General features: G+C 67.4%; 26 protein-coding genes and 2 riboswitches. Of the genes, 8 read left to right on the forward strand and 18 right to left on the reverse strand.

From position 1 onward, the window contains the following. Window positions 1–56 precede the first annotated feature (56 nt). The 4 genes from ACSQ86_RS11010 to ACSQ86_RS11025 all read left to right on the forward strand — a co-directional run bounded on the left by ACSQ86_RS11010 (window position 57) and on the right by ACSQ86_RS11025 (window position 5,444). Complete coding sequence (locus tag ACSQ86_RS11010; protein WP_436308847.1) at window positions 57–1,358, forward strand: aminotransferase class V-fold PLP-dependent enzyme; 1,302 nt, start codon at window positions 57–59, stop codon at window positions 1,356–1,358. Window positions 1,359–1,421: 63 nt separating this feature from the next. Beyond that, window positions 1,422–3,149, forward strand: coding sequence for an ABC transporter permease (locus tag ACSQ86_RS11015; protein WP_093109389.1), 1,728 nt, complete (start codon window positions 1,422–1,424; stop codon window positions 3,147–3,149). A 19-nt stretch (window positions 3,150–3,168) separates the two neighbouring features. After that, complete coding sequence (locus ACSQ86_RS11020) at window positions 3,169–4,467, forward strand: ABC transporter ATP-binding protein (RefSeq protein ID WP_436303649.1); 1,299 nt, start codon at window positions 3,169–3,171, stop codon at window positions 4,465–4,467. 92 nt (window positions 4,468–4,559) lie between these two features. After that, a complete protein-coding gene (locus tag ACSQ86_RS11025; protein WP_436308848.1) occupies window positions 4,560–5,444 on the forward strand; it encodes a DUF3014 domain-containing protein in 885 nt (294 codons plus the stop codon). A 7-nt stretch (window positions 5,445–5,451) separates the two neighbouring features. Here the strand turns inward: ACSQ86_RS11025 and ACSQ86_RS11030 are convergent, their stop codons facing one another. From ACSQ86_RS11030 to ACSQ86_RS11105, 16 genes are all read right to left on the reverse strand, one after another. Further along, window positions 5,452–6,735 carry an RNA polymerase sigma factor gene (locus tag ACSQ86_RS11030; RefSeq protein ID WP_436308849.1) on the reverse strand — a complete coding sequence of 428 codons (1,284 nt, stop codon included), beginning with the start codon at window positions 6,733–6,735 and terminating at the stop codon, window positions 5,452–5,454. A 4-nt stretch (window positions 6,736–6,739) separates the two neighbouring features. Continuing rightward, window positions 6,740–7,147: a YciI family protein gene (locus tag ACSQ86_RS11035; protein WP_093109385.1), complete on the reverse strand. Its 408-nt coding sequence runs from the start codon at window positions 7,145–7,147 to the stop codon at window positions 6,740–6,742. A gap of 90 nt (window positions 7,148–7,237) precedes the next feature. Continuing rightward, window positions 7,238–7,681 (reverse strand): SET domain-containing protein-lysine N-methyltransferase, encoded by a 444-nt coding sequence (locus ACSQ86_RS11040; protein WP_436295181.1) that lies wholly within the window; start codon window positions 7,679–7,681, stop codon window positions 7,238–7,240. A 58-nt stretch (window positions 7,682–7,739) separates the two neighbouring features. After that, window positions 7,740–8,435, reverse strand: coding sequence for a YciI family protein (locus ACSQ86_RS11045; protein ID WP_436303654.1), 696 nt, complete (start codon window positions 8,433–8,435; stop codon window positions 7,740–7,742). Window positions 8,436–8,482: 47 nt separating this feature from the next. After that, on the reverse strand, window positions 8,483–8,923 hold the full coding sequence (locus tag ACSQ86_RS11050; RefSeq protein WP_093109382.1) for a YciI family protein: 441 nt from the start codon (window positions 8,921–8,923) through the stop codon (window positions 8,483–8,485). Between the two features lie 31 nt (window positions 8,924–8,954). Next, complete coding sequence (locus ACSQ86_RS11055) at window positions 8,955–9,374, reverse strand: YciI family protein (protein ID WP_436295179.1); 420 nt, start codon at window positions 9,372–9,374, stop codon at window positions 8,955–8,957. A 151-nt stretch (window positions 9,375–9,525) separates the two neighbouring features. Continuing rightward, the gene (gcvP, locus tag ACSQ86_RS11060) at window positions 9,526–12,420 is read right to left on the reverse strand and encodes an aminomethyl-transferring glycine dehydrogenase (protein WP_436308850.1); all 2,895 of its coding nucleotides are present in this window, start codon (window positions 12,418–12,420) and stop codon (window positions 9,526–9,528) included. 13 nt (window positions 12,421–12,433) lie between these two features. Continuing rightward, window positions 12,434–12,808: a glycine cleavage system protein GcvH gene (gene gcvH, locus ACSQ86_RS11065; protein ID WP_436303657.1), complete on the reverse strand. Its 375-nt coding sequence runs from the start codon at window positions 12,806–12,808 to the stop codon at window positions 12,434–12,436. A gap of 24 nt (window positions 12,809–12,832) precedes the next feature. Then, a complete protein-coding gene (gene gcvT / locus ACSQ86_RS11070) occupies window positions 12,833–14,029 on the reverse strand; it encodes a glycine cleavage system aminomethyltransferase GcvT (protein ID WP_436306284.1) in 1,197 nt (398 codons plus the stop codon). A gap of 11 nt (window positions 14,030–14,040) precedes the next feature. Then, a riboswitch (glycine riboswitch) is annotated at window positions 14,041–14,158 on the reverse strand. A gap of 20 nt (window positions 14,159–14,178) precedes the next feature. Continuing rightward, window positions 14,179–14,265: riboswitch (glycine riboswitch) on the reverse strand. Window positions 14,266–14,302: 37 nt separating this feature from the next. Then, window positions 14,303–15,211: a hypothetical protein gene (locus ACSQ86_RS11075; protein WP_436308851.1), complete on the reverse strand. Its 909-nt coding sequence runs from the start codon at window positions 15,209–15,211 to the stop codon at window positions 14,303–14,305. Window positions 15,212–15,343: 132 nt separating this feature from the next. Beyond that, window positions 15,344–15,880: a hypothetical protein gene (locus ACSQ86_RS11080; protein ID WP_436295177.1), complete on the reverse strand. Its 537-nt coding sequence runs from the start codon at window positions 15,878–15,880 to the stop codon at window positions 15,344–15,346. An 81-nt stretch (window positions 15,881–15,961) separates the two neighbouring features. Next, window positions 15,962–17,254 (reverse strand): TRAP transporter large permease, encoded by a 1,293-nt coding sequence (locus ACSQ86_RS11085; protein ID WP_093109375.1) that lies wholly within the window; start codon window positions 17,252–17,254, stop codon window positions 15,962–15,964. Beyond that, the gene (locus ACSQ86_RS11090) at window positions 17,251–17,763 is read right to left on the reverse strand and encodes a TRAP transporter small permease (protein ID WP_436303662.1); all 513 of its coding nucleotides are present in this window, start codon (window positions 17,761–17,763) and stop codon (window positions 17,251–17,253) included. Before ACSQ86_RS11090 ends, ACSQ86_RS11085 begins: the two co-directional genes overlap by 4 nt. 76 nt (window positions 17,764–17,839) lie before the next feature. Next, window positions 17,840–18,814, reverse strand: coding sequence for a TRAP transporter substrate-binding protein (locus tag ACSQ86_RS11095; protein ID WP_093109373.1), 975 nt, complete (start codon window positions 18,812–18,814; stop codon window positions 17,840–17,842). Between the two features lie 213 nt (window positions 18,815–19,027). Then, window positions 19,028–19,759 carry an anti-sigma factor gene (locus tag ACSQ86_RS11100; RefSeq protein ID WP_436308852.1) on the reverse strand — a complete coding sequence of 244 codons (732 nt, stop codon included), beginning with the start codon at window positions 19,757–19,759 and terminating at the stop codon, window positions 19,028–19,030. Then, entirely contained in the window at window positions 19,756–20,358 is a 603-nt protein-coding gene (locus ACSQ86_RS11105) for an RNA polymerase sigma factor (protein WP_436295174.1), read from the reverse strand. The genes ACSQ86_RS11100 and ACSQ86_RS11105 overlap by 4 nt, the downstream gene beginning before the upstream one ends. A 33-nt stretch (window positions 20,359–20,391) precedes the next feature. Here ACSQ86_RS11105 and ACSQ86_RS11110 point away from each other — a divergent pair, with 33 nt between their 5' ends. Next, entirely contained in the window at window positions 20,392–20,952 is a 561-nt protein-coding gene (locus ACSQ86_RS11110) for a DUF3455 domain-containing protein (RefSeq protein WP_093109370.1), read from the forward strand. Window positions 20,953–20,963: 11 nt separating this feature from the next. Here the strand turns inward: ACSQ86_RS11110 and ACSQ86_RS11115 are convergent, their stop codons facing one another. Both ACSQ86_RS11115 and ACSQ86_RS11120 read right to left on the reverse strand, forming a co-directional pair. Next, the gene (locus ACSQ86_RS11115) at window positions 20,964–21,449 is read right to left on the reverse strand and encodes a tetratricopeptide repeat protein (protein ID WP_436308853.1); all 486 of its coding nucleotides are present in this window, start codon (window positions 21,447–21,449) and stop codon (window positions 20,964–20,966) included. Between the two features lie 113 nt (window positions 21,450–21,562). Further along, entirely contained in the window at window positions 21,563–23,257 is a 1,695-nt protein-coding gene (locus ACSQ86_RS11120; RefSeq protein WP_093109368.1) for an electron transfer flavoprotein-ubiquinone oxidoreductase, read from the reverse strand. 121 nt (window positions 23,258–23,378) lie between these two features. On the opposite strand from ACSQ86_RS11120, the gene ACSQ86_RS11125 reads away from it, so the two are divergent. From ACSQ86_RS11125 to ACSQ86_RS11135, 3 genes are read left to right on the forward strand one after another with little or no spacing between them, the layout of a single operon-like run. Next, window positions 23,379–24,161, forward strand: coding sequence for an SDR family oxidoreductase (locus tag ACSQ86_RS11125; protein WP_093109367.1), 783 nt, complete (start codon window positions 23,379–23,381; stop codon window positions 24,159–24,161). A 20-nt stretch (window positions 24,162–24,181) separates the two neighbouring features. Further along, a complete protein-coding gene (locus tag ACSQ86_RS11130; protein ID WP_436306285.1) occupies window positions 24,182–25,060 on the forward strand; it encodes a DMT family transporter in 879 nt (292 codons plus the stop codon). Beyond that, entirely contained in the window at window positions 25,057–25,476 is a 420-nt protein-coding gene (locus ACSQ86_RS11135) for an acyl-CoA thioesterase (RefSeq protein WP_093109366.1), read from the forward strand. The genes ACSQ86_RS11130 and ACSQ86_RS11135 overlap by 4 nt, the downstream gene beginning before the upstream one ends. Window positions 25,477–25,500: the final 24 nt, after the last annotated feature.

A 25,500-nucleotide genomic window follows, 5' to 3' on the forward strand; every position in this document is an offset into this window, starting at 1 on the left:
TTGGAAATCTTTGGCCGCTTCGAAAATCAACTCTTGCCGAACCATGGAACACCAGAATGAACATCGCTGAAGGCGAACTCTTTTCCGACGCATTGATGAAGGAGGTGAAGAGCCGCTTCCACTACGTCGACCACGACATGAATGGCCGCGAACGTCTCTTCTTCGACAACGCAGGAGGGTCGTTCCGATTGAAGGCCGCCGTCGATCAGTTCGCCCGCATCGACGCCCTGCCGGATTGCCCGGAGCGCATCCACGAACTCGCGATCTTTCTGCAGGAGGTCCAGGTCAGGGGAACGGAAGACCTTCGCACGATCCTGAATGCCAAGAGCGGCAGCGTCTACGCCTCCCTCACGGCCTCGAGCGGGATGTTCGACATGGTCCGCGCGGTCGCCGAGAACATTCCCGGCACGAACATGGTGACGACCGTGCTCGAGCATCCGTCCTCCTTCGACGCCATGTCCCTCTACGCCGAGCGTACGGGCAAGGAGCTGCGGGTCGCGAAGTCCAACCCTGCCACCGGCGGGATCGATGTGGAAGAGATCGTCGGCCTGGTCGACGAGAACACCTCCTTGCTGAGCGTGATCTATGCGTCCAACATCTCCGGCGCCAAGCTCGACATCCACGAGATCGTGAAGCAGGCGCGCGCCGTCAAGCCGGACCTGTACATCGTCGTGGATGCCGTGCAGCACGCGCCGCACGGCCTGATCGATCTGCAGAAGACGCCGGTGGACGGCCTCAACATCGCGCCCTACAAGTTCTTCGGCTGCAGGGGATCGGGCATGTCGTGGCTGTCGGAACGCGCCTCGGTCCTGCCGCACCACAAGCTGGCCGGCAAGAAGAAGGACTTCTGGGATCTGGGCAGCGCCGCGCCCTGGCAGTTCGCCGTCGTGACCGAGATCGTGAACTACGTGTGCTGGCTCGGCGGCCGGTTCATTGCGAGCGACGACCGGCGCACCCTTTTCGCCAGCGGCATTCAGAGCATCGAGCTGCACGAACGTGCCCTGCTCGCGCGCATGCTCAACGGCAGCGAGGGCATCGCCGGCCTGCGCCGGATGGACGGCGTGAAGGTATTCCTCGACCACGAAGACCTGACGAAGCGCGACCTGATCCTGGCCATCGGCATCGAGAATCTCGAGCACGCCCAGGCCGTGCGCGAGTACGAGAAGCGCGGGGTCATCGTCTATGAACGCGTCGCGACGAGCCTGTACTCGAAGCGGATGCTGCATTCCTTCGGCCTCGAAGGGGCCGTGCGCGTGTCGCCGCTGCATTGCAATTCGGCCACGGACATCGACCGTTTCCTGAAGGTCACGCGCGAGATCAGCGAGGCATTTGGTCAGGTTCGCGCACGGGTTGCATAGGCACAATGGCGGCCCGCCGCGGGCCAGGGTCTGCGAACATCGGCCCCCCGCGTCCGCCGCCTCATGCTCGACAAACGCTTTTTCCCGCGCCAGACGGTCGCTTCCGGCGGCAACCGCTGGGACTGGGCCTTGCTGCCGCTGGTGCTGGCGCTGCTGTTCGCGCTGGCCTGGGGCGGCTCGCAGATGGTGCGGCCCTACGAGCTGGGGGAGGCGCTGCCGATCAGCCTCGACCCGTGGATGCTGCCGTACTACCTGCTGCGCACGACGCTGCGCATGTTCCTGGCCCTCTGCGCATCGCTGATCTTCAGCTGCATCTTTGCCGCGCTGGCTGCCAAGTACCGCGCGGCGGAGCGGGTGCTGGTGCCGGTGCTCGACATCCTGCAGTCCATTCCGATCCTCGGCTTCCTGTCGATCACCGTCACCGGCTTCATCGCGCTCTTCCCGGGCAATCTGCTCGGCGTGGAGTGTGCGGCGATCTTCGCCATCTTCACCTCGCAGGCCTGGAACATGGCCTTCAGCCTGTACCAGTCGCTGCGCACCGTGCCGGCGGAACTGCGCGAGGCGGCGGCGGTGTTCCAGCTCTCGGGCTGGCAGCGCTTCTGGCGCCTCGAGCTGCCGTTCGCGATGCCGGGATTGCTGTGGAACATGATGATGTCGATGTCCGGCGGCTGGTTCTTCGTCGTCGCCTCCGAGGCCATCTCGGTGTCAAACCAGAGCATCAAGCTGCCGGGCGTGGGCTCCTACATCGCGACGGCGATCGAGGCGCGCGACCTGGGCGCCATCGGCTGGGCGATCGGCGGCATGCTGGTCGGCATCGTGCTCTACGACCAGCTGTTCTTCAGGCCGCTGATCGCCTGGGCCGACAAGTTCCGCTTCGAGGAGGGCGGCGGCGAGGATGCGCCGCGCTCCTGGCTCCTGACCTGGCTGCGCCGCACCGACAGGCTGAAGCACATCGCGCTGCGTTTCGTGCGGCTGCTCGAACGCTCGCTGATGTTCTTTCGGCGCGACCATGACGGCACCTCGATCAAGGCCCGCCCGCGGCCGCTCAACCCTGCCGTGGCGCGCGTGTGGGACGCGACGCTGGCCGCGGCCGTGCTGCTGGCGGCCGCCTGGCTCGTGCGCTTCATCCATACCGAGGTCGGCTGGTCCGAGGTCGTGCACGTGTTCGTGCTGGGGCTCTACACGCTGGCGCGCGTGCTGGTGCTGATCGCGCTGGCGGCGCTGGTGTGGGTGCCGGTCGGCATCTGGGTCGGCATGAATCCGCGCTGGGCCGAGCGGCTGCAGGGCGTGGCGCAGTTCCTGGCCGCGTTTCCGGCCAACCTCATGTTCCCGGTGGCGGTGCTGTTCATCGTGCGCTGGCACCTGAATCCGAACATCTGGCTGGCGCCGCTGATGGTGCTGGGCACGCAGTGGTACCTGCTCTTCAACGTGATCGCCGGCGCGTCGAGCGTGCCGACCGAGCTGCGCTATGCAGCCCGGAATCTGGGCCTCGGCGGCTGGCTGCGCTGGCGGCGCTACCTGCTGCCGGCCGTGTTCCCGAGCTTCGTCACCGGCGCCATCACGGCCAGCGGCGGCTCCTGGAACGCCAGCATCGTGGCCGAGTACGTGACCTGGGGCGACACCACGCTGCAGGCTGCGGGCCTGGGCAGCTACATCGCCCACATGACGGCCATCGGCGATTTCCCGCGCATCGCTTTGGGCATCGGCGTGATGTGCGTGTTCGTGATGGGCATGAACCATTTCGTCTGGCGCCGGCTCTACGAACTGGCCGAAAACCGGATGCATTTCTGATCTGCAAGGAGGAACAAGCATGGCCGAAGCCATCGTTGAACTGAAGGGCGTTCGCAAGTCCTTCCGCTCCGCCGACGGTGCCGCGCGTCCGGTGCTCGAGGGCGTGGACTTCCGGCTCGCCGAAGGCGAGATCGTCGCGCTGCTGGGCCAGTCGGGCTCGGGCAAATCGACGCTGCTGCGCATCCTGGCCGGCCTCATCGGCGTGGACGGCGGCGGCGTGCGCTACCGCGGCCAGCCGCTGTACGGTCCGGCGCGCGGCATCGCGATGGTGTTCCAGTCCTTCGCGCTGTTCCCGTGGCTCACGGTGCAGCAAAACGTGGAGCTGGGGCTGGAGGCGCGCGGCGTCGAGCCGGCCGAGCGTGCGCGGCGTGCTGCTGCGGCCATCGCGCTGATCGGCCTCGCGGGCTTCGAGGGCGCCTTGCCGCGCGAGCTCTCGGGCGGCATGCGCCAGCGCGTGGGCATCGCGCGCGCGCTCGTGGTCGAGCCCGAGGTGCTGCTGATGGACGAGGCCTTCTCCGCGCTCGACGTGCTGACCGGCGAACGCCTGCGCGACGACATCCTGCAGCTGTGGGACGGCGGCGCCATGCCGACCAAGGCGATGCTGGTCGTTTCGCACAACATCGAGGAAGCGGTGCTCATGGCCGACCGCGTGCTGATCTTCGCCAGCGACCCGGGCCGCGTGCGCGCCGAGCTGCCGATTGCGCTGCCGCGTCCGCGCGACGGGGAAAGCCTGGAAGTGCGCGCGCTGATCGACGAGGTCTACATGCTCATGACCGGCGCCGACGCTGCCGAGCGCGCGCGCGAGGAGCCGCTGCACATGCACCTGGGCGACCGGCTACCCGATGCCGACGTCGGGCGCATGGAGGCCCTGCTCGAGATGCTGGTCGAAGACGACCGGCAAGGCCGCGCCGACCTGCCGCAACTGGCGGAAGAAGCCGAACTCACCGACCAGGAACTGCTGCCGCTGGCCCAGGCGCTGGCGCTGCTCGGCTTCGCGCAGCTGGCCGATGCCGACCTGCACCTCACGCCGCTGGGACAGCGCTATGTGGAGGGTGCGCACACGCTGCGCCGGCAGCTCTTCGGCCAGCAGCTGCTGGCCCACGTGCCGCTGGCGGCGCACATTCGCCACAGCCTGGAGCAGGCCCCATCCGGGGAACTGCCCGAAGAGCCGTTCCTGCATTTGCTGAGCGAGAGCCTGGACGCCGTGGAAGCCGAACGCGTGCTGCGCACCGCGATCGAATGGGGCCGTTACGGCGAGGTGTTCGAGTACGACTTCCACACCGGCCTGATCCACCTGCCGGAGGGCGGCGAGCCCTAGACCTCGGCGTTCACAGGACGTTACCAGTGTGGTGCCTGCCGCTGGGCGCGAAATGGCGTCCAATGACGGGGCTCATGAAAGGAGATGCTTCCATGCCCGAACGCGAGAGCGCAGATTTCAGGCCCGCACGCGAAACCTCGCTGTGGATCGTCGTCGTCCTCGTCGTGCTGGCGCTGGCCGCCGGCGCAGTCTGGTGGCGCTGGTCGAAGCAGCAGGCCGCGCCGGCCGAAGCGCCGCCGGTTGCCACGGCGCCGCAGCCGGATGCGCCGGCACTGGCCGCTCCACCGCCGGCCGCATCCACCGAGCCGCAGCATCCGGTCGACGCCACCGCCGACGCGGACCTGCCCAAGCTCGACGATGCCGATGCGAAGGTGCGTTCGGCGCTCACCGAGCTGCTCGGCGGCAAGGCCGTCGCGTCCTTCCTGCAGGCCGACGGTTTCGTGCGCCGCTTCGTCGCCACGGTCGACAACCTGCCGCGCGACCAGGCGGCCGCGCGCATGTGGCCGGTGCAGCGCACGCCGAAGCGTTTCGAGGTCAGCGGCAGCGGGGAGGCGCGGACCATCAGCCTCGACAACGGCGCGCGCTACACGCCCTTGGTGCTGTTCGTCGAATCGGTGAACACGCAGCGCGCGGCGGCGCTCTACGCGAAGCTCTACCCGCTGTTCCAGCAGGCGTACGAAGAACAGGGCTATCCGGGCCGCCACTTCAACGACCGGCTGGTGGCGGTGATCGACCATCTGCTGCAGGCGCCCGAACCCGCCGGGCCGCTGGCAGTGAAGCTGGTCGAGATCAAGGGCGACGGGCCTTCCGATCGGCCTTCGACGCACTACGAGTTCGCCGACCCGAGGCTCGAGAACCTCTCGGCCGGCCAGAAGGCGCTGATCCGCACCGGCCTGGTCAACGAACGCCGGCTCAAGGCGAAGCTGCGCGAACTGCGCGGCCAGGTCGCCGGCGGCGCGCTGGCGAAGAAGAACTAGTGTCAACCTAGGGTGGGCTGCCCGAGCAGGCCAGCGCCCGCATCAGGAGCAGCTTGCGCTCGCGCGCGTTGCGCGTGAGCGATGCCGCGTGCTTGAACTCCGCGCAGGCCTCGGCCTTGCGGCCCAGCTTGGCGAGCAGGTCGCCGCGCACGCTCGGCAGCAGGTGGTAGCCCTTGAGTTGCGGCTCGGCGCGCAGCGCATCGACCAGCTCCAGGCCCACGGCCGGGCCGAAAGCCATCGAGAGCGCGACCGCGCGATTGAGCTCCACGATGGGCGAGGGCGCGAGCTGCGACAGCGCTTCGTAGAGCGCTGCGATGCGCGTCCAGTCGGTTTCCTGTGCGGTGCGCGCGCGCGCATGGCAGGCGGCGATCGCGGCCTGCAGCGCATAGGGTCCGAGCGCGCCGCCCAGGGCCTCGGCCCGCGCCAGCGCCGCGAAGCCGCGCCGGATCAGCAGCTGGTCCCAGCGCGCGCGGTTCTGGTCGAGCAGCAGCACCGGTTCGCCCTCGGCATCGACGCGCGCGGCCGAGCGCGAGGCCTGGATCTCCATCAGCGCGACCAGGCCGTGCACTTCCGGTTCGTCCGGCACGAGCTCGGCCAGGATGCGGCCCAGGCGCAGCGCTTCCTCGCACAGGGCGGGGCGCATCCAGTCGTCGCCGGCGGTGGCCGAGTAGCCCTCGTTGAACACCAGGTAGACCACCTCCAGCACCGAGGCGAGGCGCGCCGCGAGTTCGTCCGCACGCGGTGCCTCGAAGGGCACGCGCGCGGCGGCCAGCGTGCGCTTGGCGCGCACGATGCGCTGCGCGATGGTGGGTTCGGGCACGAGGAAGGAGCGCGCGATCTCGTCGGTGGTGAGGCCGCCCAGCATGCGCAGGGTCAGCGCCACGCGCGCCTCGGGCGAGAGCACGGGGTGGCAGGCCGTGAACACCAGGCGCAGCAGGTCGTCGCCGACGTCGTCGTCGAGTGCGGCATCGACCGCCTCGGCGAAGTCCGCCGCCGCCATCTCGTGCTGCGCATCGAGCTCGCGGCCGATCTCGCCTTCCTTGCTCGCATGCAGCTTGTGCCGGCGCAGCAGGTCCAGCGCGCGGTGCTTGGAGGCCTGCATGAGCCACGCGGCGGGGTTGTCCGGCACGCCCTCGCGCGGCCATTGCTCGAGCGCGGCCACCAGCGCGTCCTGCGCCAGCTCCTCGGCCACGCCGACATCGCGCACCATGCGCGCGAGCGCACCGATGATCCGGGCGGACTCGATGCGCCAGACGGCGCTGATGGTGCGGTGAATGTCCGGCGTGGTCATCGCTTCAGCGCTTCTGCAACTGGTCGAAGCCCTCGGCCGCCTTCTGCACGTCGGGCGGGAAGTCTTCCATTTCCTGCACCCGGCGGATCTCGATGACCTCGTTCTCTGACGCCGGGCAGCGCGAGGCCCAGGCGATCGCCTCTTCCTGCGACTTCACATCGATCATCCAGTAGCCACCCAGCACTTCCTTGGCCTCGGCGAAGGGGCCGTCGGTCACCTTGGGCTTGCCGCCGGGGAAGCTGACGCGCGCGCCCTCGGAGGGCGGGCGCAGGCCGTCGAGCGTGATCAGCACGCCCGCGTCCTTCAGTGCCTTGTTGTATTTCATCATCGCCTCGACCGCCTTCGCGTCGGGCATGGTGCCGGGGGGCGCGCTCTCGTAGCCCTTGGGGATCATCAGCATCATGAATCGCATGTCAGTCACTCCTTGCGGTTGGGTTGAAGAGCCGGATGGCGTGGCTCTCTCTTGAACGTCGAAGCAGGGACGCCGGAATCGACAAGACCTTCAGGAATTTTTCTTCAGCACGGCCGCTTCGAGGCTTGCGAGGTACACAGGCGGCACGGGCTGCTCGAAATAGTCCATCGTCAGCTCGTCGCCCGGCGCGATCGGCCTGCAGGCGCGCATCGTGCGGCCGTCGGCGTCGATGCGGGTGTTGGGCCGGCCGCTGTGGTTGATGAAGCCGTAGCTGGTGCGCAGCGCGCGCACCAGCAGCCGCTGCGGGCTCAGCGCGTTCCATTCGAGCGCGTCGATCACGGCCGGGTGGCGCGTGACGTCGACCACCTGGCCGTCGAGGACGCAGAGCAGCTCGCCAGTGGCCCAGGCACGCCGGGCGAACATGCCGCGGCCCTGGATGGTGCTCGACGCGAGCTCGGCACCGGCGATGGTTTCGATGAAGGGTGCGCCGCCCAGCATGCGGTCGGCGAAGAGGTCGATGTCGCGAAAGTTCATTGGAGTACCTTCGCGCTTCGCGCTGCGGTGCGAGCGCCTTCGGGCGGCCGGGCGGTGTTCATGGCCATACGACCGGGCGAATCTCGACTTCGGGCCGCTCCTGGGCGTAGGGATAGCGACGGACCCAGGCGATCGCCTCGTCCAGCGAATCGGCCTGGATCAGCCAGTAGCCCGCGACCAGTTCCTTCGCTTCCGCGAAAGGCCCGTCCATCACGCTGGTCCTGCAGCCTGCGAGCTTCACGCGCGTGCTCCTGGCGGTCGATCGGAGTCCGTCGCCCGAGAGCAGCAGGCCGGCCTTCACGCCTTCGTCGTTGCGCCGCGCCATGGCCGCCAGCCGCGCCGGGTCGCTGGGCGCTTCGGCTTCGGTGGCCGCATCGGCCTTCACCAGGATCAGGAAGCGCGGCTTGGTCGCGGCGGCCGACGGGTCGATGCCGGGCAGGCCGCCTGCGCAGCCGGTTTCACGGATCTCGAATTCGGCTTCGGCATCGCCGACCGGCGCGTCTCGCAACCAGTCGATCGCCGTTTGCTGCGAGTCGGCCTCGACGATGCTGAGGCCGGCGACCACTTGCTTCGATTCGGTGAACGGCCCCGGGGTCTGTTGCGGCCCCTTATCCGAGAAGCTGATGCGCACGCCCGCGGCGCTGGGCTGCAGCTCGGCGCTTTCATGCAGCACGATACCGGGCACCGGGGAAAGAGGCGGAAAAAGGCCGGCCTCGCCATGCGGGCCGGCTTTGCGCAGGATCACGTATCTCATCCGAGCAGTCCTTTTCGAGGAGCCGCAAGGATATACGTCGAGGGCCCTCAGTGGCCGGACGAGGCGCGTTTCTCGGCCGCTTCACGCAGCCACTCTTCGTGCTTGCGCATCTCGGGCGTGAACTCGGCGCCGAAGTCCTCGGCCTCGTACACCTGCCGGATCTCGATCTCGACGTTGCCGCCGCCGTCGATCGGCGGCCAGCGCTTGACCCACTCGATCGCTTCTTCGCGCGACTTCACCTGGATCAGGCTGAAGCCGGCGATCAGCTCCTTGGCCTCGGTGAAGGGGCCGTCGATCACCGCCGGCTTGCCGTTGCTGAACTTGACGCGCGCGCCCTTGACGCTGGGCTGCAGCCCCATGCCGTCGAGCATCACGCCGGCCTTGATCATCTCCTCGTTGTACTTGAGCATGTCGGTGACCAGCTGCTCGGTCGGCATCACGCCGGCCTCGGTGTCCGGGTCGGCCTTGCGAATGACCATGAATTTCATCTTGGGATCTCCGTTGACTTGATGGGTGGCTTCACTTCTTTTTCTTGATCTCGTCCATCAAGCGCTTTTCCTGCTCGCGCAGTTCGGGCGTGAACTCGGCACCGAAGTCCTCCATCTCGAAGACCTGGCGCAGTTCGACCTCTTCGTTGTCGGTGAAGGGCGCGCGCTTGAGCCATTCGATCGCTTCGTCCTTCGAGCGCACCTGCCACAGCCAGTAGCCGGCGACCAGCTCCTTGGTTTCGCTGAAGGGCCCGTCGATCACGGTGCGCTGCTTGCCTTCGAACCGCACCCGCGCGCCCTTCGAGCTCGGCTGCAGTCCCTCGCCGGCCAGCATCACGCCGGCCTTCACGAGCTCTTCGTTGTATTTGCCCATCTCGGTGAGCAGCTGCTCGGTGGGCATCACGCCGGCTTCCGAATCCTTGCTCGCTTTCACAATCACCATGAATCGCATGTCGTTTCTCCTGGGGTTGGGAGCCCGCTGGAATCGGGGCTCTACCTGGACGTCGAAGCAGCGACGGCGGGATCGACAGGCGCGACCCTGCTCTTTGTAAAAATTTGTTGCGCGGGGCCGGCTTCGACAAGCTCAGCCCGAACGGGTGCAATCAGGCGTATTCGCCTACCGGCACGCAGCTGCAGAACAGGTTGCGGTCGCCGTAGACGTTGTCGATGCGGCCGACCGGCGGCCAGTACTTGGCCCCCTTGAGCGTGGCGAGCGGAAAGGCGCCGAGCTCGCGCGAGTAGGGATGCGTCCATTCGCTCACGAGCAGGCTGGCCGCGGTGTGCGGCGCATGCTTGAGCGGGTTGTCGTCCTTGGGCCAGACGCCTTCCTCGACGCGGCGGATCTCGCCGCGGATCGCGATCATCGCGTCGATGAAGCGGTCGAGCTCGGCCAGCGGTTCGCTCTCGGTCGGCTCCACCATCAGCGTGCCCGGCACCGGGAAGCTCAGCGTCGGCGCGTGGAAGCCGTAGTCGATCAGCCGCTTGGCCACGTCCTCGGCCGTCACGCCGCTCGAGTCCTTGAGCGGTCGCAGGTCGAGAATGCATTCGTGCGCCACGTGGCCGTTGGGGCTCGCATAGAGCGTGGGGTAGTGCTCCTTGAGGCGGGAGCTGATGTAGTTGGCGCTCAGGATCGCGATCTCCGTGGCGGCCTGCAGGCCCACGGCACCCATCATGCGGCAGTACATCCAGCTGATCGGCAGCACCGCGGCATTGCCCAGCGGCGCGGCCGACACGGCGCCGACGCCGTTGGACGCGACGCCTGCCGTCGCATGCCCCGGCAGATAAGGCACGAGATCTTCGACCACGCACACCGGCCCGACGCCCGGGCCGCCGCCGCCGTGCGGAATGCAGAAGGTCTTGTGCAGGTTCAGGTGGCTCACGTCGCCGCCGAACTCGCCGGGCGCCGCCACGCCGACCAGCGCGTTCATGTTGGCGCCGTCCACGTAGACGCGGCCGCCGTGCGCATGCACGATCTCGCAGAGTTCCTTGACGCGGGTTTCGAACACGCCGTGCGTGCTGGGGTAGGTGATCATCACCGCGGCCAGCTTGTCGCCGTGCTTCTCGCAGGCGCGCTTCAGGTCGTCCATGTCGACGTTGCCCTGCGCGTCGCAGGCCGTCACCACCACCTGCATGCCGACCATCTGCGCGCTCGCCGGGTTGGTGCCGTGCGCGGAGGAGGGGATCAGGCAGATGTTGCGGTGCCCTTCGCCCTTGGCTTCATGGAAGGCCTTGATCGCCAGCAGGCCGGCGTACTCGCCCTGCGAGCCGGCATTGGGCTGCAGGCTGATGCCGGCATAGCCGGTGGCCTCGCAGAGCCAGGCGCGCAGCTGGGCGTCGAGCTGCGCATAGCCCTGCAATTGCTCGGCCGGCGCGAAGGGATGGATGTTGGCGAACTCGGGCCAGGTGATCGGGATCATCTCGCTGGTCGCGTTGAGCTTCATGGTGCAGCTGCCGAGCGGGATCATGCTGCGGTCGAGCGCCAGGTCCTTGTCGGAGAGGCTGCGGATGTAGCGCAGCATCGCGGTCTCGCTCTTGTGGGTGTTGAACACCGGGTGCGTGAGGAAGGCGCTGGTGCGGCGCAGGTCCTCGGGGATGCGCGGCGCGATGCTGCCGGCCAGCTCGTCGAAGCGCGGCATCGGCGTGCCGGCAGGCACGAACAGGGCCCACAGCGTCTCGATGTCGGCGCGGGTGGTGGTCTCGTCGAGCGAAATGCCCAGGTGGTTCTGCAGACGCTGGCGCAGATTGATGCTTGCCGCCTGCGCGCGCTCCTGGATTTTCGGCGTGTCCTCGCCGGTCTTGACGGTGAGCGAGTCGAAGGAGGTCTCATTGGCCAGCTCGCGGCCCATCTGTTCGAGGCCCTGCGCCAGCACCGCGGTGAGCGCAGCCACGCGCTGCGCGATGCGCGTCAGGCCTTCGGGCCCGTGGTAGACCGCGTACATGCTCGCGACCACCGCCGGCAGCACCTGCGCCGTGCAGATGTTGGAAGTGGCCTTCTCGCGCCGGATGTGCTGCTCGCGCGTCTGCAGCGCGAGCCGGTAGGCCGGCTGGCCTTGCGTGTCCACACTCACGCCCACCAGGCGGCCGGGCAGCGAGCGCTTGAACTCGTCGCGGCAGGCCAGATAGGCCGCGTGCGGGCCGCCGTTGCACATCGGCATGCCGAAGCGCTGCGTGGTGCCGCACACGATGTCGGCATCCCATTCGCCGGGCGGCGCCAGCAGCGTGAGCGCCAGCAGGTCGGCCGCCACGCAGAAGGCGGCGTCGCACGCATGGGCGTGGCCGGCGAGCGGGCGCAGGTCGTGCACGTGGCCGGTGGTCGAGGGGTACTGCGCGAGTGCGCCGAAGAAATCGCCGCTGGCCATCAGGTGCGGCAGGGTCTCCGACACGGTGCTGACCTTGACCTCGATGCCGAGCGGCGCCGCGCGCGTTCTGATGACCTCGATGGTCTGCGGATGGCAGTCGCCCGAGACCAGGAACACGTTGCTCTTGCTCTTGGCGCTGCGCTTGGCGAGCGTCATCGCCTCGGCCGCCGCCGTGGCCTCGTCGAGCATCGAGGCATTGGCGATGGCCATGCCGGTGAGGTCGCACACCATGGTCTGGAAGTTGACCAGTGCCTCCATGCGGCCCTGCGAAATCTCGGCCTGGTAGGGCGTGTAGGCGGTGTACCAGGCCGGGTTCTCGAGCACGTTGCGCAGGATCACGCCGGGCGTGTGGGTGCCGTAGTAGCCCTGGCCTATGAAGTTCTTCGCCACCTTGTTCTTCGCCGCAATGGCCTTCAGCTCGGCCAGCGCGTCGGCCTCCGTCACCGAGGCGGGCAGGCGCATCGGCTTCGTGCGGCGGATGGCCGGCGGCACGATGCCGTCGATCAGCTCGGCGCGGGTGGTCGAGCCGACGGCGGCGAGCATGCGCGCTTCGTCATCGGCCTCGATGCCGATATGGCGGGCGATGAATTCCTCGGCGTTCTCGAGTTCGCTGAGGGAGGGCAGGGAAGACTTCGGCATTGGCGTGTTCGGTTCAGTTTTCGTCGGCGAACTTTTGATAGGTGGTGGCGTCGAGCAGTGCATCGAGCTGCGAGGCGTCGCTGATCTTCATCTTGAAGAACCAGCCGCCCGCTTCGGGCGCGCTGTTGGCCAGCGAAGGGTCGGCGCGCAGCGCCTCGTTGACTTCGGTGATCTCGCCCGTGATGGGCATGAACACGTCGGCCGCCGCCTTGACCGACTCGACCACGCCGGCGACATCGCCCTGGCTGTAGCTCTTGCCGACTTCCGGCAGGTCGACGAAGACCACGTCGCCCAGCGCATCCTGCGCATGAACGGTGATGCCGACGGTGGCGACGCCGTCGCCGACCGCCTGGACCCACTCGTGGTCCCTGGTGTACTTGATGCTCATGAAAGGCTCCTTGAAGAAAAGAATTCAACCGCGGTAGTAGTGCTGCGGCACGAAAGGCATGGTGCTCACCTCCATCGGCACCGGCTTGCCGCGCACGATGGCCTGGATGCGGGTGCCGGGCTCGGCATAGGCGAGCGCGACGTAGGCCATCGCGACCGGCCGGTCGACCGTGGGGCCGAGCAGGCCGCTGGTCACCTGGCCGATGGGCGCGCCCTCGAAGGATTCGAGCAGCGTGCCATCGCGCACCGGCACGCGCTCCAGCGCCACCAGGCCGACGCGCTTGCGCTTGAGCGTGTGGTGGTCCAGGTGGCCTGCGACGCCATTGGCCGCCGTGAGTTGCGCCAGCACCTTGGCCGCGCCCGGAAAGCCGCCTTCGCGCGCACCGCCGGTGCGCCGCACCTTCTGGATCGCCCAATTGAGCGAGGCTTCGACCGGCGTGGTGGTCTCGTCGATGTCGTTGCCGTAGAGGCACAGGCCCGCTTCGAGCCGCAGCGAATTGCGCGCACCCAGGCCGACGGGCTTGACCTCGGGCTGGGCGAGCAGCAGCCGTGCGAGCGCTTCGGCATCCTTGGCGGCCACCGAGATCTCGAAACCGTCCTCGCCCGTGTAGCCGCTGCGCGTGGCAAAGGCCGCGATGCCGCCGATCTGCACCGCGCCGCCGGTCATGAAGACGAAGCGCTCGATGCCGGGCGCGAGCCGGGCCAGCGCGGTCACGGCCTGCGGGCCCTGCAGCGCCAGCAGGGCGTGGTCGGGCATCGGCAGCACCTGGCAGCGCGCGCCGATCCTGGCCTGGATGTGCGCGATGTCGGCCACCTTGCAGGCGCCATTGACGATCACGAACAGCGAGTCGTGGCCTTCGTTGAAGAACATCAGGTCGTCGAGGATGCCGCCTTCGTCGTTCAAGAGCAGGCCGTAGCGCTGCTTGCCCGGCGCCAGGCCGATCACGTCGACCGGCATCAGGCTCTCGAACGCGGCGGCGGCATCGGGGCCAGCCAGGCGCAGCTGGCCCATGTGGGAGATGTCGAACAGGCCGGCGGCCTCGCGCGTGTGCTTGTGCTCGGCCATCAGGCCGGCGGGGTACTGCACCGGCATCACATAGCCCGCGAAGGGCACCATGCGGGCGCCGAGCTCCAGGTGCAGGTCGTAGAGCGGGGTCTTTTGCAGATCGTCGGATGCGGAGGCCAAGGCACTCTCCAAAGGGGCAGTCCAGATCCATGACATTCTTGCCATGGGCCACCCCTGCTGTCCGCTTTACCTGAGAGATTCGCCCCACGATCGGGGTTTGCTCCTTCGGTGGGCGGCACTGCGAACAAAAAACGCGATGCGCCGCCTCTCTCCAGCAAGGAAACGCCCGGAAAATGGGGCGCTTCGTCAGTCCTTTTGCCTGAGCGTTCGGGCCCGTTTTTCGAGGGGACCTGCGCCTTCGGCGGCCCCGCGCTGCGAGGCTCTCTCCTGACCTGCCCGAGTGTAAGGGATGAGCCCGGTCCTGGCCGCTCAGGAGCGCTCCAGGCGCAGCCGCCTGAGCAGAAACTTCTCCCACAGCTTGTCGGCGACGAGCTGCAGGGAGCTGCGAATGTGCGCTCTGGCATTGCGCGCGTCGTAGGGCGAGCGGATGTCGGCGCCCAGCTGCCGGGCGCGCACGCTGAGCATGCTCTCCGAGAGAACGCAACGCGCCTTCATGCGCAGGTCGTCGAAGTTCTCCGGCGAGAACGCACTGGCCTTGTGCCATTCGTGGGACCACTTGAATCTGCGCTGCCTGGACGGATCGCTCTCGTCCTTGATCAGCCAGGCTGACACGAAATCGACATAGGCCTCGTCGACGCTGTCGCGAAACAGACGGTGCTCGGGTTCGAAGCGGTCGTAGACCAGCGAATCCAGGAATTCGTTGCCCGGCGAAAGCGCACCGAGCTGGCGGCGCAGGTTGCCGTTCATCGCGAAGCAGTAGGTCGAAACCCATTCGAGCAGGGGACCGAGCGGCGTCATCGTCGAGCGCGGAAAATCGTTGATCTCGCCGAAGAGCCACGGGCCCGGGTGCAGCCCCAGCCTCTTGATTTCACCGCCGAAGCCGGCCACCCTGCGTTCGCTCCATCCGTGGTTTCGCGCGACGGTGTCGTTCGAAAAGATCCACACGTCGGGCTCGCCGCTGCGGGCAAGAATGGCTGCGACTCCTTGGTCCCACCCAGTGAATTCGCGGTTGGAGTTGTCGCCTGCGATGACGAAGCCGTCCTCGCATTCCGCATTGCGCAATGCTTCGCCTCCGGTGGACCTGGCGTTGTCGACGATCGCGAGAACGACACGATCGCTCTCGCCGGCCAACTGCCTTCGCAGCTTGGTCAGCACCTGGACCGAATGATCACGATGCTGACTCCCGTACTCCAGATGAACAAAACCGTAGTTCGTCATGCCTGTTGACAGAAAAAAGAAGGGAGGGTTGGGGCGCCGGATGGGCGCGACGCGACGAGTATCCCACCTCGTCTTGTCAGCGGAGACGCCGAGTTTGTCCGGATGCGGCCATGGCGGCCGTCGGGGCCGATTTCAATGCACGAGCTGGGGCGGCAGCAGCTTGTCGATGCGTTCGCGGATCGACGTGGCGCGCTCGGCACCCGCGAGCTTCTCGATCTCGCCGAGCATGGCGGATGCGGCGGCCAGCATCGACTCCCGGTCGCGCGCTTCACGCAGCAGCTCGCGGAACTGCCCGGCCAGGATCGGATCGCGCCTGACGAACATGCGCTCGCACAGGTCGAACAGGAACATCCGCGTGGTGGCGAGCGAACGCTTGCCGTCGAAGACATCCGCCGCGACCGGCGGCTCGGGGCTCGCGTCCGGCGCCGGAGCTGCCTGCACCGGCGGCGCCACGGCGGGCGTAGCGGGTTGCGAACGATGCAGATAGCCCTCCTGCACCAGGTGCAGCGCCACGCGGCCGGCCTCGTCGCGGCTGCCGAAGAGCTGGCCGAAGTCGGTGACCGAGCGCTGGCCGTCGGCCATCAGCAGCAGGGCGCGCTCGCGCTGGCCCAGCGTGCGGCGGCCCGGCTGGAGTTCTTGGCGCGCTTTCTCGGTCTTGATGAGGAACATCTGATGCTCGGGCGTTCGGGGTCGAGCGCCGCAGCATCGGGGATCCGCATGACATCCTCGTGAATGACCGGGCCGCTGCCGCTATTTGAAGCCCCACAAACGCGGCAGCCAGGTGCTGAGCGCCGGAACGAAGGTCAGCACCAGCAGCACGGCCGCGTGCGCCCACAGGAAGGGCACGAGCTCGCGCACCAGCTGCGACATCGGCACCTTCGAGACGTTGCAGGTCACGAACAGCAGGCCGCCTACCGGCGGCGTGATCATGCCGAGCGTGAGGTTGTAGATCACGATCATCGCGAAGTGGACCGGGTCGATGCCGAGCTTGATGGCCACCGGCGCGAGGATGGGTGCCAGCACCATCACGCCGGGCAAGGGCTCGATGAAGATGCCGAAGAGCAGCAGGAAGACGTTCACGATGATCAGGAACATCCACGGCGAGAGCTGCATGCTGACCAGCCATTCGGCCAGGGACTGGGGAACGCCTTCGATGGTCAGGATCCAGGCGAAGGAGGCCGACAGCCCGATGATGATTAGCACCGAGGCCGACAGCAGCGCCGAGCGCGCGAGGATGTCCGGCAGCGCCTTCCATTCGAGCGTGCGGTAGACGAACTTGCCGCACACCAGCGCATAGAACACCGCCACCACCGAGGCCTCGGTGGGCGTGAACCAGCCGGCGCGCATGCCGCCGAGGATCACCACCGGCAGCAGGATGGCGGGGATGGCTTTCCAGGTGGTCAGCAGCACTTCGCGCCAGGGCGGCATGCCGCCGTCGCCGCGGTAGTTGCGCTGCTTGGAAACGTGGAAGTTCACCACGCACATCGCGACCGCGATCAGCAGGCCGGGAACGAGGCCGGCCACGAACAGGCTGCCGACCGACACGCTGTCGTCCTGCAGCGCGTAGATGATCATGATGATCGAGGGCGGAATGATCGGGCCGACGATCGCGGTCGAGGCCGTCAGCGCCGCCGCGTAGGAGCGGTGGTAGCCGGCCTTCTCCATCATCCTGATGAGCATCGAGCCCGGCCCCGCGGCATCGGCCAGCGCCGAGCCCGAGATGCCCGAGAAGAAGGTGAGCGAGACCACGTTGGTGTAGCCGAGCCCGCCGCGCCGGTGGCCGACGAACTGGCCCGCGAAGCGCAGCAGCACCTCGGTCAGCGAGCCGCCGCTCATGAGTTCGGCCGCCAGGATGAAGAAGGGCACCGCCATCAGCGGGAAGCTGTCGATGCCGGTGAAGGTTTCCTTCAGCAGCACCATCAGCGGATAGGACTCGGCGAGGATCAGCGTCGCGGCCGTGGCCAGGCCCAGCGCGAAGGCCACGGGCACGCCGATCGCGAGGAACAGGCAGGCCGACAGGATCAGGATGATGCTGGCGTTCATAGCGAGGCGCTCGCGGTCGCATCGAAGTGCGCGTCGGACGCGAACTCGCGCTTTTGCACGTAGCCGCGCACGATCAAAAGCCAGTGGACGATGAGCAGTACGCCGCCGATCGGCATCGCGCTGTAGATGTAGGCAAAGGGAATCTGCGTGACGGCGGTCAGCTGGAACATGGTGCGCTCCATGTAGAGCCAGCCGTACCAGACCATGAAACCGAAGAAGGCGAAGAGCAGCGCCGCGACCACGGCGCGGACCGCGACCGCGCCCCTGGGCGGCAGCGCGTCCTGCAGGTTCTCGACCGCGATGTGGCCGCCGTAGCGCAGCACCGGGCCGGCGCCGAGGAAGGTGAGCCAGATCATCATGTGGCGCGAAACCTCTTCGGCCCATTCGAGCGAATTGCTCGTGAGGTAACGCATCCCCACGTTGATGAAGATGATGACCGACATTGATGCGAGCAGCAGAATCAGCGCCCAGCGGTTCGCGGCCAGAAAGTAGTGTTCGAAGGTTTTCATATCAAAACAAAACCGCCCGGTGCCACTGCGGGTTCACCGGGCGGGAGTGCCGCAACGCGGCACGCGCGTTGCCGCGCTACTTGACGTCGCTGATCTTCTTGATGTTGTCGGCGCCGAATTCCTTGGCATAGCCGGTGTAGGCCGGCTTCAGCGCTTCGCGGAAGGCGGCACCGTCGACGGTGCGCACGACCTTCATGCCGTCCTTCTCGAGCTGGGCGATGCCGCTGTTCTCGTCGTCGTTGACCTTCTTGCGCTGCGCCGCGCCGGCCTTCCTGGCGGCTTCGACGAAGACCTTCTTGTCGGCATCCGACAGCTTGTTCCAGACCTTGGGCGACAGCAGCAGCAGTGCCGGCGAGTAGACATGGCCGGTCAGCGAGAGATGCTTCTGCACCTGCGCGAACTTGGAGGACAGGATCACGGGAATCGGGTTCTCCTGGCCGTCGACCGTGCCCTGCTGCAGCGCGCCGAACAGTTCGGGGAAGGCCATCGGCGTCGGCAGGATGCCGAAGGTGCGGTAGCCGTCCATGTGCACCTTGTTCTCCATCGTGCGCATCTTGAGGCCCGCGGCGTCCTGCGGCTTCACGATGTCGCGCTTGCTGTTGGTCATGTGGCGGAAGCCGTTCTCGGTCCAGGCCAGCGCGATGATGCCCTTGCTCGGGAACTTGGCCAGGATGTCCTGGCCGATCGGGCCGTCCATCACCTTGCGCGCGTGCTCGTAGTCGCGGAACAGGAAGGGGATGTCGACGATCTTGACCTCAGGCACGAAGTTGCCGACCGGGCCGGTGGAGGTGTTGACCAGGTCCTGCGTGCCCAGCTGCACGGCCTCGATCTGCTCGCGTTCGCCGCCGAGTGCCGAGTTGGGGAACTGCTGGCACTTGTAGCGGCCTTGCGTGCCTTTCTCGACCTCGTCGCAGAAAGTGGTGGAGCCGACGCCGTAGTGCGATTCCTTGGTGGTCGCGTAGCCGATCTTGAGCGTGGTGGTCTGCGCAAATGCGGCGCAAGCCATACCGAGGCCGACGACGAGGCCGGCGGCCAGTCGGTTCAACTTCATGGGGGGAGTCTCCTGTGAGCGTGGACGTGTTGCAAACGTATGACTATGCATCAATGGGAGGCTTCATCACGTCGGGAGTTTCACGGACGCAGTTGCGTGCCGGCGATGACTGTTGCACCCTCTCCCTCCGGGAGAGGGTGGGGGTGAGGGCACTGGGCCTTTGAGGGTCCGGCTCCGGCCTTAGATCAAGCGCAACGCACAAATCAAAGAACCTCACCACAGCTTGGCGCAGTTCCCACTCAAAACAACCGCAGCGCTGGGCATCGCAGGCGCCGAAGCGGTCTCCCGCGTCACGATCAAGCGCGACACCTTGGAAAGAAGCTTCTCCGAGGTATCGGGCAGCAGGGACACCGCCGTCCCGCTCGCCGGCACCACCCCCATTGCAAACGCGGGCCCTTCCGCCGGCACAGCCCACAGCACCAGGCGCTCTCCCTCGGCCAGGGAAGCGATCGGCCCCAGCACCTTGAGGGTCAGCGTCCTGCCATGGCGCAGCGAGCTCACCAGCAGCCTGCCGTTGCCTGCCGCATCGGTGAGCACGCCCACATAGCTTTGCGGCAGCCTCTCGCCCGAGCGCATGGCCAGCTGGTCGCTCGTCACGAAAAGCCCCGGCGCTGCGAAGAACAAGGTGCTCGCAGCGATGACGCCCGCAACGACGCCGCCCAGCCCGAAGCCGGCCGGCCTGAGCCAGGACGAAACCGAGCCCGAGCGCGCCGGTGCAGGCTGCGTGCGCGCCGCGATCGCGCGCCAGAGTCCGGCCGACGGCTGCTGCGACGGCACTGACTGGGCCAGCCGCCCCAGCCGCTCTTCCCATTGCGCCACCAGGCCGCGCACGTCGCTGCGGTCGCGCTGCAGGCGTTCGAAGCGCCGCCGCGCACCGCCCGCCAGGGTGCCCAGCACATAGGCGGCCGCGAGCTCGTCGAGCAATCGGGTGTCGGTGTATCTCACGGCGCCACCCCCTGTGTCGCGAGGCAGGCGCGCAGCTTGTCCAGGCCGCGCCGTATCCAGGCCTTCACCGTGCCCAGCGGCGCGTTCATCTGCGCGGCCACCTCGCTGTGCGACAGGCCCTGGTAGTAGGCGAGTGCGAGGCTCTGGCGGAAGCTGCCGTCCAGCGCGGACATGCAGCCTTCGATGTGCAGGGCCTGCAGCGCCTGTTCGAGCAGCTGCATGGCGCTTGGCGCCGGGTCGGGCGCGTGCGCGTTCTCCTGCTGCTGCTCGTGTTCGTCCTGTTCCGTCCATGCATGTTCGTTGCGCCGCGTGCGCACGCGCAGCGCGTCCAGCGCCTTGTTGCGGACGATCGCGATCAGCCAGGTGATCGGCTGGATCTCCTGCCCGTCGATGTTGGAGCGGTAGCTGGCGGCGTTCTTCCAGATGCTCACATAAGCCTCCTGCAGCACGTCCTCGGCCACCTGCCGTTGACCCAGCATGCGAAGCGCGATGCCGAACAGATGCACGTGCGTGCGTTCGTACATCTCGGCGAAGGCGGCGTGGTCGCCGCGCGCCGCCTGGGCGATCAGCTGCTGAAGGTTCAGAATATTTCTATTCATGCGGCCGAGTATTCCATCGACCCAGGAGATGCCATGAAATCGAATCCGCGAATCCCTCGTCTTGCCGCGACCCTGCTCGGTGCCGCCGCGCTCGGCGCCTGTTCTTCCATGTCGGAGCCGGGCCATCCCAGCGCTCGCACTGCGGCCTTGCCCGCCGCCATCCAGGCGCCCGCCGGCGAGCGCGCGGCTTTCACCTGGCATGCCACCGGCTCGCAGATCTACGAGTGCCGTGCCGCCGAGAAGGGCGGCTGGGCCTGGCAGTTCGTGGCGCCCGAAGCGGACCTGTTCGGTCCGGGCGGCGAGAAGGTGGGCACGCATGGCGCCGGGCCGCACTGGACCGCGCTCGACGGCAGCAAGACGCTGGGGGCGGTGAAGGCGCGTGCCGATGCGCCGCGCGCGTCCGACATTCCATGGCTGCTGCTGTCCGCGAAATCGGCCGGCACCGCGGGCCGCATGGCGAGCGTCACCGGCGTGCAGCGCATCAACACCGTGGGCGGCAGCGCCCCGGCCAGGGGCTGCGAAACGCAGGCCGATGCCGGCAAGCGCAGCAAGGAGCGCTACAGCGCGGACTACGTGTTCCTGGTAGCCCGCTAGGTGCACCGCACTCAGTTCTTCTTGCCGTTGGCCTTGTAGCTCTCGATCGAGCTCTTGAGATCGCCATACTCCGGGCAGGACATGCCACAGGCCCGGCCCAGCGCCGCCAGGCGCTGTTCGGCCTTGGGCAGATCGTTCATCGAGAGGTACAGCTCGCCCGAGTATTCCAGCGCGCCGCGGTGGCCGGGGTCGATGCGCAGGGCGGCGTCGTAGTACTTCTCGGAGGCGACCCATTTGGCCGTGCCGGACTTGCGCAGGCTGAAACCCATGAGGTTGTTCCAGTCGGCGCTGGCGCTGTCGTTGACTCTTTCGAGCTCGCTGACGGCGGCGGCCCATTTGCTGTCGGCAATGAGGGCCCGGGCCTGCGCGAGCTTGTTGCCGGCCGGCGCGGCCTTGGCGGCCGGCGCCGGGGCGGGCAGCGAGTCGGCGGCAAAACCCTGGCTGGCGGCGAGCGCCAGGCTGACGGCGGCGAGGATGCGATGGAGTGTGATGTTCATGACGTCGAGGTCCTTGGGGTGAGGTTGGCGGACAGCGCAATTGCTGTCCTGCACCTACTTACGTCACCGCTCGCGAATCGGACGCACCGGCGCCCGAAAAAAATCGCCGGCTGCTACATGCCGACGTAGTTCGGCCCGCCGCCGCCCTCGGGCGTGACCCAGACGATGTTCTGCGTCGGGTCCTTGATGTCGCAGGTCTTGCAGTGCACGCAGTTCTGCGCGTTGATCTGCAGGCGCGGCTTGCCGTTCTCGCCCTCCACGAACTCGTAGACGCCGGCCGGGCAATAGCGGCTTTCGGGACCGTCGTACTCGGGCAGGTTGATCTCGGTCGGCACTGCGGCGTTCTTCAGCGTCAGGTGGGCGGGCTGGTTCTCCTCGTGGTTGGTGTTGCTGATGAACACCGACGAGAGCCGGTCGAAGGTGAGCTTGCCGTCCGGCTTGGGATAGGCGATCTTCTTGCAGGCCGAGGCCTTCTTGAGGCGCTCGTGGTCGGCCTGGTGGCGGTGGATGGTCCACGGGATGTGGCCGCGCAGCACGTACTGCTCGATGCCGGTCATCAACGTGCCCACGGTCAGGCCCTTCTTGAACCACTGCTTGAAGTTGCGCGCCTTGTGGAGCTCCTTGTGCAGCCAGCTCTTCTCGAAGGCGGCCGGGTAGGCCGTGAGCTCGTCGTGCTGGCGGCCGGCCACCACGGCGTTGTAGGCGGCCTCGGCCGCGAGCATGCCGGTCTTGATCGCGGCATGGCTGCCCTTGATGCGGCTCGCGTTGAGGTAGCCGGCGTCGCAGCCCACCAGCACGCCGCCCGGGAACACCGTCTTGGGCAGCGAGAGCAGGCCGCCCGCGGTGATGGCGCGCGCGCCGTAGCTCAAACGCTTGGGCGCCTTCAGGCCCTTGTCCTGGCCTTCGAAGTACCAGCGGATGTTGGGATGCGTCTTGAAGCGCTGGAACTCCTCGAAGGGGCTCAGGTGCGGGTTCTGGTAGTCGAGGCCGACCACGTAGCCGATGATCAGCTGGTTGTTCTCGGCGTGGTAGACGAAGGAGCCGCCGTAGGTGTCCGGCGGCAGCGGCCAGCCCGCGGTGTGCACGGCCAGGCCGGGCTCGTGGCGCGCGGGGTCGATCTCCCACAGCTCCTTGATGCCGATGCCGTAGCTCTGCGGATCCTTGCCGGCATCGAGCTTGTACTTGGCGATCAACTGGCGGCCCAGGTGGCCGCGCGCGCCTTCGGCGAACACCGTGTACTTGGCATGCAGCTCCATGCCGAGCTGGAAATTCTCGGTCGGCTCGCCATCTTTGCCGATCCCCATGTTGCCGGTGGCCACGCCGCGCACCTTGCCGTCTTCGGTGTAGAGCACCTCGGCCGCCGGAAAGCCGGCGAAGATCTCGACGCCCAGGCCCTCGGCCTGCTGCGCGAGCCAGCGCACCACGTTGCCCAGGCTCACGATGTAGTTGCCTTCGTTGTGGAAGACCTTGGGCAAGAGGAAGTCGGGCGTGCGCGTGGCGCCGGTTTCGGAGAGCATCAGGAAGGTGTCCCGCGTGACTGGCTGGTTGAGCGGCGCGCCGAGCTCCTCCCAGTCGGGCAGCAGTTCGTAGAGCGCGCGCGGATCCATGATCGCGCCCGACAGGATGTGGGCGCCGGGCTCCGAGCCCTTCTCGAGCACCACGACCGAGATCTCCTTGTGGTGCGAGGCGGCCAGCTGCTTCAGGTGGATGGCGGTGGCGAGGCCGGCAGGACCGGCGCCGACCACGACCACGTCGTATTCCATCGCTTCGCGGGGGCCGAACCGGGCAAGTATTTCGTCATGCGTCATGTGGGGTCTCGTCGATAATGATTTGAAGGTGCGAGGCACCGCGAAGGGGCCGGGCCATTTTATGCGGCGCCCGGAGCGGCTTTAGGCCCGTCGCATCGGCGACTCCAACAGGACTTTCCCCATGGCTTACAGCATCGATCTTTCGGGCCGCGTGGCCTTCGTCACGGGTGCGTCGAGCGGTCTCGGCGCGCAGTTCGCCAAGACGCTGGCGCGCGCGGGCGCCGCAGTGGTATTGGCCAGCCGTCACACCGACAAGCTCAAGGAACTGCGCGCGCGCATCGAGGGCGAGGGCGGCGACGCCCACGTGGTCGAGCTCGACGTGACAAGCATCGACAGCATCAAGGCCGCGGTGGCACGCGCCGAGACGGAGGTCGGGCCGATCGACATCCTGGTCAACAACTCGGGCGTGAGCACCACGCAGCGCCTCGAAGAGGTGAAGGCCGAGGACTACGACTTCATCTTCGACGCCAACGTCAAGGGCTCTTTCTTCGTTGCCCAGGAAGTCGGCAAACGCATGCTGGCGCGCGCCAAGGGTGCGGCGCCCGGCACCTACATCGGCGGGCGCATCATCAACATCGCTTCGGTAGCTGCTTTGAAGGTGCTGCCGAAGATCGGTGTCTATTGCATGAGCAAGGCGGCGGTGGTGCAGATGACCAAGGCGATGGCGCTCGAGTGGGGCCGCTTCGGCATCAACGTCAACGCGCTGTGCCCGGGCTACATCACGACCGACCTCAACGAAGAGCACTTCGCCTCCGACGACGGCCAGAAGCTGGTGGGCATGCTGCCGCGCAAGCGCGTGGGCAAGCCCGAAGACCTGGACGGACTGATCGTGCTGCTGGCCAGCGGCCAGAGCCATTTCGTCAATGGCGCGGTGATCGCGGCCGACGACGGATTCGCGCTCTGAGTCCGCGCGCGCTCATCGGCATCGCGGCCGGTCTGGCCGCGGGTGCGCTCTGGGGGCTGGTGTTCGTGGCGCCGCGCATGGTGGGGCATTTCGGCATGGTGGACATCACGGCCGCGCGCTTCATCGTCTTCGGCGCGGTCGCGGGGCTGGCGGTCTGGTGGCGGCCGGCCGAGCGGCGCTGGCCCCGCGCGCGCCAGGCGCTCACCGTGCTCGGCCTCAGCGGACTCGGCTTCACCGGCTACTACCTGCTGCTGGCCTTCTCGATCGTGGCCGCGGGCACCGAGGTGTCGAGCCTGATCATCGGCACCATCCCGGTCTGGATGATGTTGCTGGGCCGTCCGGCCGGCTTGGCGCTGCAGGCCCTGGTGCCGGGACTGGCTCTCACGGCCGCGGGCATCGCGCTGATGGTCGCGAGTGCCTGGCCGGAAGGCAGCGCGAGCGGTGCGCACTTCGGCTGGGGCCTGGTGCTGGCGCTGCTCGCGATGGCGAGCTGGACGGCTTTCGGCCTCCTGAACGCGGCCTGGCTCAAGCGGCATCCCGAGGTGCACGCGGCCGACTGGGCCAACTGGCTCGGCATCGCGACCGGCCTTGGTGCCTTCGTGCTGTGGCTGGTCGCGGGCTCCGACATGGCCACGTTGCGCACACAGCCCGAGGGCAAGCTGTTCGTGCTGCTTGCGCTGGCCGGCGGCCTCGGGTCTTCGTGGCTGGCGACGGTGCTCTGGAACGTCGCGAGCCAGCGGCTTTCCGCGAGCTTGTGTGGTCAGCTGATCGTGAGCGAGACCTTGTTCGCCTTGCTTTATTCTTTTTTGTGGGACGGGCGCTGGCCGCATGCCATCGAGCTCACGGCCGCGTTGCTGTTCGTCCTCGGCATCCTCGCATCCATCAAGGCACACCGATGAGAATCGAAATTCCCGAAATCAAGAAGCTCGTCTACGAAATGACGATCCCGATCCGCTGGGGCGACATGGACGCGATGGGCCATCTCAATAATGCCAGCTACTTCCGCTACCTCGAGACGGCGCGCATCGACTGGTTCCACTCGCTGGGCGCCGAGCCCGCACCGGACGGGCAGGGGATGGTGATCGTCAATGCCTTCTGCAACTTCTACAAGCAGCTCGAATACCCGGGCGACGTGCTGGTCAAGATGTACGTGAGCGACCCGGGCCGCACCACCTTCGAGAGCTGGGCCACCATGGCCCGGACCGATGCGCCCGAGGTGATCTGCGCGGCCGGCGGCGCGACCACGATGTGGGTCGACTTTCCGAAGCAGAAGGCGCTGCCGCTGCCGGACTGGCTGCGCTCGATCGTCAGCTAGGGAGCAACAAAAGGCCCTCCGCCA

It is taken from the genome of Variovorax sp. LjRoot130 (assembly GCF_964253755.1).
Lineage (GTDB): Bacteria > Pseudomonadota > Gammaproteobacteria > Burkholderiales > Burkholderiaceae_C > Variovorax.